Annotated in this window: 11 protein-coding genes; 8 read left to right on the top strand and 3 right to left on the bottom strand. The window is 39.2% G+C overall.

What is annotated here, in order from left to right; genetic code table 11:
• Positions 1-356 precede the first annotated feature (356 nt).
• Positions 357-524, top strand: a complete 168-nt coding sequence (locus U9O96_04465; protein MEA2054353.1) for a ribbon-helix-helix domain-containing protein — start codon at positions 357-359, stop codon at positions 522-524.
• A gap of 31 nt (positions 525-555) precedes the next feature.
• Here U9O96_04465 and U9O96_04460 read toward each other — a convergent pair whose 3' ends face one another.
• Positions 556-1,578 (bottom strand): NDP-sugar synthase, encoded by a 1,023-nt coding sequence (locus U9O96_04460; GenBank protein MEA2054352.1) that lies wholly within the window; start codon positions 1,576-1,578, stop codon positions 556-558.
• A gap of 292 nt (positions 1,579-1,870) precedes the next feature.
• Positions 1,871-2,458, bottom strand: a complete 588-nt coding sequence (locus U9O96_04455; protein MEA2054351.1) for a DUF996 domain-containing protein — start codon at positions 2,456-2,458, stop codon at positions 1,871-1,873.
• 174 nt (positions 2,459-2,632) lie between these two features.
• Between U9O96_04455 and U9O96_04450 the strand changes: the two genes are divergently transcribed.
• From U9O96_04450 to U9O96_04420, 7 genes are all read left to right on the top strand, one after another.
• Positions 2,633-2,809, top strand: a complete 177-nt coding sequence (locus U9O96_04450; GenBank protein ID MEA2054350.1) for a PLDc N-terminal domain-containing protein — start codon at positions 2,633-2,635, stop codon at positions 2,807-2,809.
• 131 nt (positions 2,810-2,940) lie between these two features.
• Positions 2,941-4,200 carry a tRNA pseudouridine(54/55) synthase Pus10 gene (locus U9O96_04445; protein ID MEA2054349.1) on the top strand — a complete coding sequence of 420 codons (1,260 nt, stop codon included), beginning with the start codon at positions 2,941-2,943 and terminating at the stop codon, positions 4,198-4,200.
• On the top strand, positions 4,151-4,441 hold the full coding sequence (locus U9O96_04440) for a 50S ribosomal protein L21e (protein MEA2054348.1): 291 nt from the start codon (positions 4,151-4,153) through the stop codon (positions 4,439-4,441). The genes U9O96_04445 and U9O96_04440 overlap by 50 nt, the downstream gene beginning before the upstream one ends.
• A 1-nt stretch (position 4,442) precedes the next feature.
• Positions 4,443-4,757, top strand: a complete 315-nt coding sequence (locus tag U9O96_04435) for a DNA-directed RNA polymerase subunit F (GenBank protein MEA2054347.1) — start codon at positions 4,443-4,445, stop codon at positions 4,755-4,757.
• 7 nt (positions 4,758-4,764) lie between these two features.
• Positions 4,765-5,322 carry a DUF655 domain-containing protein gene (locus U9O96_04430; GenBank protein MEA2054346.1) on the top strand — a complete coding sequence of 186 codons (558 nt, stop codon included), beginning with the start codon at positions 4,765-4,767 and terminating at the stop codon, positions 5,320-5,322.
• On the top strand, positions 5,319-6,065 hold the full coding sequence (gene rsmA, locus U9O96_04425) for a 16S rRNA (adenine(1518)-N(6)/adenine(1519)-N(6))-dimethyltransferase RsmA (GenBank protein ID MEA2054345.1): 747 nt from the start codon (positions 5,319-5,321) through the stop codon (positions 6,063-6,065). The genes U9O96_04430 and rsmA overlap by 4 nt, the downstream gene beginning before the upstream one ends.
• Positions 6,058-7,092: a Xaa-Pro peptidase family protein gene (locus U9O96_04420; GenBank protein MEA2054344.1), complete on the top strand. Its 1,035-nt coding sequence runs from the start codon at positions 6,058-6,060 to the stop codon at positions 7,090-7,092. Before rsmA ends, U9O96_04420 begins: the two co-directional genes overlap by 8 nt.
• Positions 7,093-7,113: 21 nt before the next feature.
• Here the strand turns inward: U9O96_04420 and U9O96_04415 are convergent.
• A partial coding sequence (locus tag U9O96_04415; GenBank protein MEA2054343.1) for a C25 family cysteine peptidase occupies positions 7,114-8,036 on the bottom strand: 923 nt, incomplete at its 5' end.

Raw genomic sequence — 8,036 nt, 5'->3', positions numbered from 1 at the left:
CTTTACACTCGGCAAAAACAATATCTCCATGATATCGGGGATTAACCGCTGCTTTCACTGACATCATTGGCATAGCTAACACCCCTACAATCGCTATTGCGATCAATATTTTCCATCTTCCTTTCATCATCTCTTTTTTTGCCTCCTCCGGTGAGGTTCCTTTATCATTCCGCCAGAGCCGTCATATAATAAATGCAAAATAAATATTTAACTTTTACTAATAACAAATTTATGATATATATATAGATTAAAATTACTTTTTACAAACTTTACAAGACTGGGTTTTGTTGTCCTGTGAGAACAAAATTGTTCTGCTAGAACAACATTTTATATATCAATTTTGTATAACAAAAAATATGGAAGGATATACAACCGTTTCATTGCCGACAGAATTGCATGACCTTGTGAAAAAAATCATAAAGGAAAATCCTGAGCTTGGGTATAAAAGTGTGGCTGAGGTTTGCAAGGATGGCTTGAGAGAGAAAATAATGGAAATGATGAATAACAAAAGGACGCTGAAGTAAAAAAAGTAGTTTTAAACGAAAAGCACTTCTATTAGCCGTCCTTTAATGCATTTCCTATCTGCCTGTCCGGATAGCCTTCCGGCACAGGCTTATTCCATACAGACATATTCTCCAATTTTTTCTTTTCTTCTATTTTTTCTCCGTCTCCGACAATCACGTTTCTTAATAACGTATTGCTGCCCACACTGCAGTCAGAACCTATTATACAATTATCTATGAACGCATTTGGCCCAATTGTGGAATTTTCGTATATAACAGATGAATTTATTTTTGATTCAGTCCCAACTTCAGTCCCATTCCCAATGCAACTATCTTCTAATTTTCCCTTTACAATGCAATTTTTCCCTGTAATGTAGCTTATTCCATTCCTTTTCAAAAGTATTTTGTTGGCTTCTATATAACTGGCGGGACGGCCCACATCTATCCAGAAACCGTCGAAAGTATGGCCGTAAAAACGCTTCCCTTCCTTTATTATTTTCGGGAATATTTCTTTCTCCATTGAAACCATCCTGCCCTGTTCTATATAATCAAGAATCTCCGGCTCGAGACAGTACGCTCCTGCGTTGATAAGGTTGGAGGGCGCCTCCTTCCTGCTGGGCTTTTCCACGAACTTTGTTATTCTGCCATCGGGTTTTAAAGCCACAACCCCAAATTCCCACACATTTTTGACCGGCCAGAGGGATATGGTTGCCATCGCCTTATTTTTTTTATGGAACCGGATAAACTTCCTTATGTTAAGTGAAGATATGATGTCACCATTGAGAACCATGAAAGTTCCGTTTATGTAATCCTCTGCATATTTAGTGGCACCACCAGTTCCGAGAGGCTCCGGCTCTCTATTTATTATTATTTCTCTATTCTGCTCTTTAAAATATTTTTTTATCTGCTCGGTTTTATAATTCGTGGCAAGGATTATTTCCGTTTCCTGTGGTAAGGAATCCATGAGGTGACGAACCATAGGTTTGTTGAGGATGGGCAACATCGGCTTTGCTCTCGTATAAGTAAGAGGGGCAAGCCGTGTACCGTAACCGCCTGCCAGTATTACTGCCTGCATAATGTAAAATGGCATTCTCCTTTAAATTTTTATCTTTTCATTCCTTGTCTGTGCCGCACCAAGTTTGATATATGAACTGCAATTATCCGCGTATGGCTCTGATAAGTAGTGGGGACAAAGAGTATTTGAGGAAATAATTTGAAGAAAAACTCACGGGGAATGCCAAACTGGTGATGTTCACTCAGGAGCATGAATGCAGGTTTTGTGAGGAAACGAGAGAGATAGTCGAAGCATTTGCTGGCCTGAGTCACAATCAAAATCAATGTATGTATCATGATGTTTTAACTCTGGCCTACGATATTATTTCGCTTTCTATTGTCTCTTTTGGTGCCGGTAGATTGTCCGGCAAAGAGAAGAATGCCACAATTTCCAGTATTTTTGCTATCAGTAAAATCAAGGCACCTATGAATATAATGAGGGTAATAGCACCTATGAAGTAAACCGTTCCCGTTGTTCTGAATAGACTCACCTTGGTATGTTTTGCTATATTGTTGTAACTTTTTCTCAGATAGACTGTACCTATAATGAGTAATATCCAGAACACAATGAAAGAAGCCATAATACCTCCTAGGAACGAGAGAATAGCATCCATATCAGATAATTCTCCTTTTAACTCTGACATAATTCCTATGCCACCAATTGTAATTATCAATCCAGCTATTAATGCAATGAATGCAATAATGGTGCAGACAAAATAGAGCAGATAGTTACGGAATATAATTCCATCTTTTGTTTCATCAGCAATATATTTTACTGCCACAAATAAAAGCACCAGTCCTATTATAGGCAGTATCATCTGAGCAAATGGAATAAACCCCCCAACCAGCATAAGAATTGCCCCTATTCCTCCAAAAACCTTTGCATTACTTAATTTTCCCATATTTATCCCTCCTTATTAAGTTCCATTTATTAACTAAATTCTTGTATAAAAACATATCTATTTATTTCTACAGTTTTCTGACTCTGGTACAAATACAAATTATTCCCATGAATTTAAATAGAGAGTTATCTGCGAGTTGATATCCTCGCTAAAATACAATGTATTGTCTCTATAATGCTATTCATAATATCGATTGCCATAGCTGTATGGATGTATAAGGATATGGAGGTGAGGAAAGAAAATGGGGCGTTATGGCTTATCATCGAACTGTTATTTCCATACATTGGTTTGATTATATGGCTCATAGTTAGGCCGCCTGAACCGTCATTTTATGAAAAGAAGGCAGGCTAGGAGAAAAAAGGTAGGATGTGTCCAAGCTGCGGTAGAACCATTCCTTTCGATGCAAAAATCTGCCCGTATTGCAGGAACAGGCATAACAATATAACCAAATTCTTTTAATCTACCGCTCCATTTGGCGTGCAATGGACGAAGTAAAGTTAGGCAGTGAGGAAGTCATAAACAGGGCAAGGAAGCTTTCTTCCTATTCCCTCTGCGATTCTTGCTTGGGAAGACAATTTGCAAATGTGGAATGTGGAATAAAAAACGTGGAAAGGGGAGCAAGGATAAGGCAATCTCTGGGATTGGAAGCGGTGGAACCCAAAGAATGCTGGCTTTGTAATGGGCTTATGGGGGAAATAAAAAAATTCAGTAAACTGGTTGTATATGCTCTGAGGAATTATGAATGTGATACATTTCTGGTAGGGAGCCGGGTGGATGAGGAAATTCTGGTGAAAGAGGGAGAACTCTCGGCGATAACAGGTTACGGAGAGCCAATAAAACAGGAGATAAACAGGGAAGTGGGAAAACTTGTCGCTCTTGATACTGGTAAAGAAGCGGATTTTATACGTTCCCATATAACGGCAATAATAAACACCCAGTATGATGAGGTTGAATTAGACATAAGGCCCATTTACATCTATGGACGGTATAGGAAATTAATAAGAGGTATACCCCAGACAAGATGGCCGTGCAGGAAGTGTAAGGGCGTTGGATGTGACTACTGCCATGGAACTGGAAAGATGTATGAAGAAAGCGTCGAGGAAATTATCGCAAAAAGGGTTGTTGAACTGGCGGATGGGAAAGAGGAATATTTTCACGGCGCAGGAAGGGAAGATATAGACGTGCTTATGTTGGGAAACGGCCGCCCTTTCATTCTTGAAGTCAGGAAGCCAAAAAAAAGAAATCTTGATTTATCAATGCTTGAGAAGGAGATAAACAGCTTTGGAAAGAAAAAAGTTGAAGTATCGCAACTCCGTTTCGCCGATAAGAAAGAAATAGAAGAAATAAAATCTTTAAAATTGAGCAAGACATACCGTGTTGTAGCAAGCTTCAATGAAAAGGGAAAGGTTAATGAAGCAGTTAATGCATTAAGGGGTTGCTATATAAATCAGAGGACACCATCCCGGGTAGCCCATAGGAGAGCAGATAAGATAAGAAAAAGGAAAATATTGGATATAATGGTAGAGGAAGAAAAAATGGATGAAATAACGTTGACGGTAACGGCAGAATCAGGTACGTATATAAAGGAAATGGTAACGGGAGATGGCGGCAGGACAGAACCGTCATTGAGCGAGCTGGCAGGTTGTCCTATAAACGTAAAAAAATTGGATGTAATAGGTATTGGTGATAAAGATGGTGAGAAGATCGAGAGGAGCCAGAAGCAAAACTCGGCAAATACTTAGAAAAAAGCCAAGAGAAAGAGGGCTCAGTCCCATTACAAGGGCATTGCAGGAATTTGAAAAAGGTGAGAAGGTTTCCATAGTTATAGACCCGTCAATACATAAAGGCATACCACATCGCAGGTATCACGGGAAGACAGGCGATATTGAAGAAAAGAGGGGGGATTCATATATAGTAAAGATAAAAAACGGAAATATGATAAAAAACATAATTGTAAGGCCTGAGCATATGAAAAAGGTGTAAAATGAAGGTTGTTTCTTTGGCGGAAGTAAAAGATATGCTCGCCAAGCTAGGAAAGGAAAGAGAAGAGCTTACAAGGGAACAAAAAATAGCTCTGGAGTACAGCGAAAAAGTAGTAAAGTTGTCGGCAGGTAAAACAAAAGAATTGATTAAAAAACTTACGGGCGTGGAAAAAATAAATAAAAACCAGGCATATAAGATTGCAGATCTCCTGCCAACGGATGAGGAAGATGTCATGGCGATTTTCTCAAAAGAAACTTTTGTTCCCTCAAAGGAAGAGATAAAAAAGATTTTGGAGATAATTGGAGAGTATCTCTGAGGTAAATATGGAGGATTATGTCTATATTTTAGATTACCTATCGATGGGAAAGCTAGGCTACCGGAAGGAATCTATAGCATATGGTATCGGAGAAGATCAATTTACATTATTGGAGTTACTGCCTAAACGGAATGTTTCACTTGCAATAGGCGAGAGAGTTTATGTGGGAAAGGATAAAGAAAAAAGGAAGAAGATAGCAAAGGTTAAGGGGCGGGTAAATTATGGGGAGTTGACCGCCGCGGCTCATGGGGAGCTGCCGTATGTTATCCTAGATATCGTAAAAAATAACGAAAAAAAATTTGTAACATTCTACAATGAATGTCCACCAATATCAACGAGGTATCACGCCCTTGAACTCCTTCCAGGGCTTGGCAAAAAGACAATGTATGAGATAGTAGAAGGAAGGAAAAAAGAGCCTTTTAAAGGTTTTGATAATATTTCAGCGAGGGTGAAGCACCTCACCCATCCAGAAAAACTTATTGCTAGAAGGATAGAAGAGGAATTAATGGATCCAGGCCAGAAATACAGGCTTTTTACTAGGGCACCTCTAAAAAAAATAAAATGAGAGGGCAACACTTTTTAATAGATAACAGAATTGCAGAGAGACAGGTTGGTTATGCCTCTCTTTCAAATAAAGATACCATACTGGAGATTGGTCCAGGATATGGGGTGCTGACGAAAAGAATTGCAAGAAATGCAGGAAAAGTAATAGCAATAGAAATTGATGCTAGATTGGCAAGTTCACTGAGAGGCATACCAAATGCAGAGGTAATATGTGGTGATGCCCTGAACATTGATTTTGATAGTCTGGAATTCAATAAAGTAGTGTCTAATCTGCCGTATCAGATATCATCTCCCATAACCTTTAAACTCCTCAAAAAGGATTTTGAGCTTGGCATATTGATGTACCAGAAAGAGTTTGCAGATCGCCTGGTGGCAAAACCTGGCAGTGAAGATTATTCCCGCCTTTCTGTTATGGCTTCCTATGCTGCCGACTGGGAAATGCTGGAAGTGGTGCCCCCATCGGCTTTTCGCCCCGAACCCAAGGTTTACTCCTGTATAGTTAAAGTTATCCCAAGAAAGCCAAAATTTGTGGTAAAAAATGAAGAGATTTTTTATGACTTAACCCGAGTATTGTTTTCTCACAGGAGAAAAAAGATAAAAAATGCATTGCTTGTGGAAAAACTTGTCAACCTGGATGAAATAGATGATATTCCTTACAAAGATAGCAGGGTCGAAGAGATTTCTCCAGCCGAGATAGGAAAAATAAGCGATGTAATAGCTGACATGAAGGGAGAAAATGATTGAAAGAGTAAAAAAAATATTTGGGGGCATAAATGAAGCGGATGCAATACTCATAATAAATGGAGCATATCCACAGATAGATATGACTTTTTTTTATGTAACAGGATTTGAGAATGGACTGTTTGAGAATTCTGCTGCTGTATTGTATCCTGACGGAAAAGTGGAAGTGATATGCCCCGAACTTGAAAAGCACGCCGCAGAAAAAAATGTGAGCACATTTTCCACCGGCCAGGAAAAAATGGGATTGTTGAAAGAAAAGATAAATGGGAAAAGAATAGGGATAAATGGCAAATCAATTTCATATGCGAATTTTATAAAACTCGGGCGGTTGTTTCCCGAAGCCAATTTTTTTGATGTTGAGCATGCCATACGCAAGGCGAGGATGGTAAAAGATAATGCAGAAATAGAAACAATAAAAAAGGCCTGTACAATAGCGGCAAATGTTTCGCATAAAATTTCGTCGTATTTGGAGGATAACGTCAAGGAATGCGACGTTCTTGCAGAAATAAATTATCAGATGGAAAAAGAAGGGGCTGCGCCGTCATTTGATACCATTGTTGCATTTGGCAAAAATTCTTCACTGCCCCATTATTCTACTGGTAGAAAAAAATTTGAATTTCCTGCACTTATCGACTTCGGGGCACGATATAAAAGATATTGTTCTGATATGACCAGAACGTTTATTTCGGAAAATAGCGAACAGAAAAAGGCATATGAGCTGGTGAGAGAAGGGCAGGAAATGGCATTCGATATGATTGAAGAAGGAATTAAAGCCGGAGATGTTCATAACGCGGTTGATGAACTGTTTGTGAAAAAAGGACGGGGCAGGATGATACATTCAGTTGGTCATTCGTTGGGTCTTGAAGTGCACGATGGTTTTTCAATGCACAGGAAAAATGAAACATTACTTAGAGAAGGAACGGTATTGACCATTGAGCCGGGCATTTACTTAAAAGACAGGTGGGGTATAAGAATAGAAGATGATGTACTTGTGAAAAAAAATGGCATCGAAATTTTAACAAAAAAATAAATAAAAAGAGGGAGGGAAAGTTTAGCTCGGATAGCCGCCTATCTTTAATGAAGGATCTCCAAGTAATGACCACTCTTCTACCGTCTTGGCATCTATCTTATCTTTCATCGGTGGGAATTTTGCTATATAATTTGTTATTGCTGTTCCATGCGTTTCTCCGAGAATATCAGTACCATCTGTATAAACTCTGAAAAACTCGCTGTCTATAAATCCCCCAAGATATTGTATGCAGTCGGGTATGCCATCTTTATCATCATCGCCTATCGTTCCGTATCCAAGCCCCGTGCTCCCAATGGTTGCTATTGCTCCTCCATCTATTTTCCTAGCCATCCACCAGCTCCAAGATTCTGGAGACCACTCGGATTTGTAATAGATATTTTTAATTTCCTTGAATTTCATGAGGTTCAGCAGGCTTACATTGAACTGGCTGTTGTGGCATCCGCCGACCATACAAATAGGATACATATCCTCATTTGAGAATTTATTAAATTGTGTCACATCTATGCCAATCCATGTATCCCCATCATGCGGAGGATGATTCGCCCAGCTCATCGGATTGCCATGGCCTTCAAAATTTAAGAAGCCGCATCCCTGGCTGATGGCATCGATTATATCGTTTGCACCCGTTAGTGTACCCAGTGTACCATCAGAAGTAAAAAGCGTTGTAATATCAAATCCATTGTCTTCAAGATATCCCACTGTCACTGACACTCCAAGTTCTCCTTCATAATATGGATCGTCTGGATATGCGAATGTGTCACCGGCTATGCCGACAAACTTTTTGAACCATTCCTGTCCATACGTGGTTGTTTCATACGTTATTATTTTCTCAACCATTTTCTTTACTTCAAAACTATTCCTGCATGCAAGCCTTCCAACATAAACATCTGGATAAAAATCGATGACATCCTTCTTCATCATTTTCCATTCCGCATATATACCAT

It is taken from the genome of Candidatus Thermoplasmatota archaeon, from assembly GCA_034660695.1.
In the GTDB taxonomy this organism is placed as follows: domain Archaea; phylum Thermoplasmatota; class E2; order UBA202; family DSCA01; genus JAYEJS01.
Note: the sequence above shows the minus strand (reverse complement) of the source record. Positions and strands in the feature narration are given on the sequence as shown.

Excerpts from the sequence above, each read along its gene's own strand:
- U9O96_04460 (MEA2054352.1), bottom strand. The coding sequence starts at position 1,578 with ATGCAGGCAGTAATACTGGCAGGCGGTTACGGTACACGGCTTGCCCCT.
- U9O96_04465 (MEA2054353.1), top strand. The coding sequence starts at position 357 with ATGGAAGGATATACAACCGTTTCATTGCCGACAGAATTGCATGACCTT.
- U9O96_04435 (MEA2054347.1), top strand. The coding sequence starts at position 4,443 with ATGAAGGTTGTTTCTTTGGCGGAAGTAAAAGATATGCTCGCCAAGCTA.
- U9O96_04455 (MEA2054351.1), bottom strand. The coding sequence starts at position 2,458 with ATGGGAAAATTAAGTAATGCAAAGGTTTTTGGAGGAATAGGGGCAATT.
- U9O96_04440 (MEA2054348.1), top strand. The coding sequence starts at position 4,151 with ATGGTGAGAAGATCGAGAGGAGCCAGAAGCAAAACTCGGCAAATACTT.
- U9O96_04420 (MEA2054344.1), top strand. The coding sequence starts at position 6,058 with ATGATTGAAAGAGTAAAAAAAATATTTGGGGGCATAAATGAAGCGGAT.
- U9O96_04430 (MEA2054346.1), top strand. The coding sequence starts at position 4,765 with ATGGAGGATTATGTCTATATTTTAGATTACCTATCGATGGGAAAGCTA.
- rsmA (MEA2054345.1), top strand. The coding sequence starts at position 5,319 with ATGAGAGGGCAACACTTTTTAATAGATAACAGAATTGCAGAGAGACAG.
- U9O96_04450 (MEA2054350.1), top strand. The coding sequence starts at position 2,633 with ATGCTATTCATAATATCGATTGCCATAGCTGTATGGATGTATAAGGAT.
- U9O96_04445 (MEA2054349.1), top strand. The coding sequence starts at position 2,941 with ATGGACGAAGTAAAGTTAGGCAGTGAGGAAGTCATAAACAGGGCAAGG.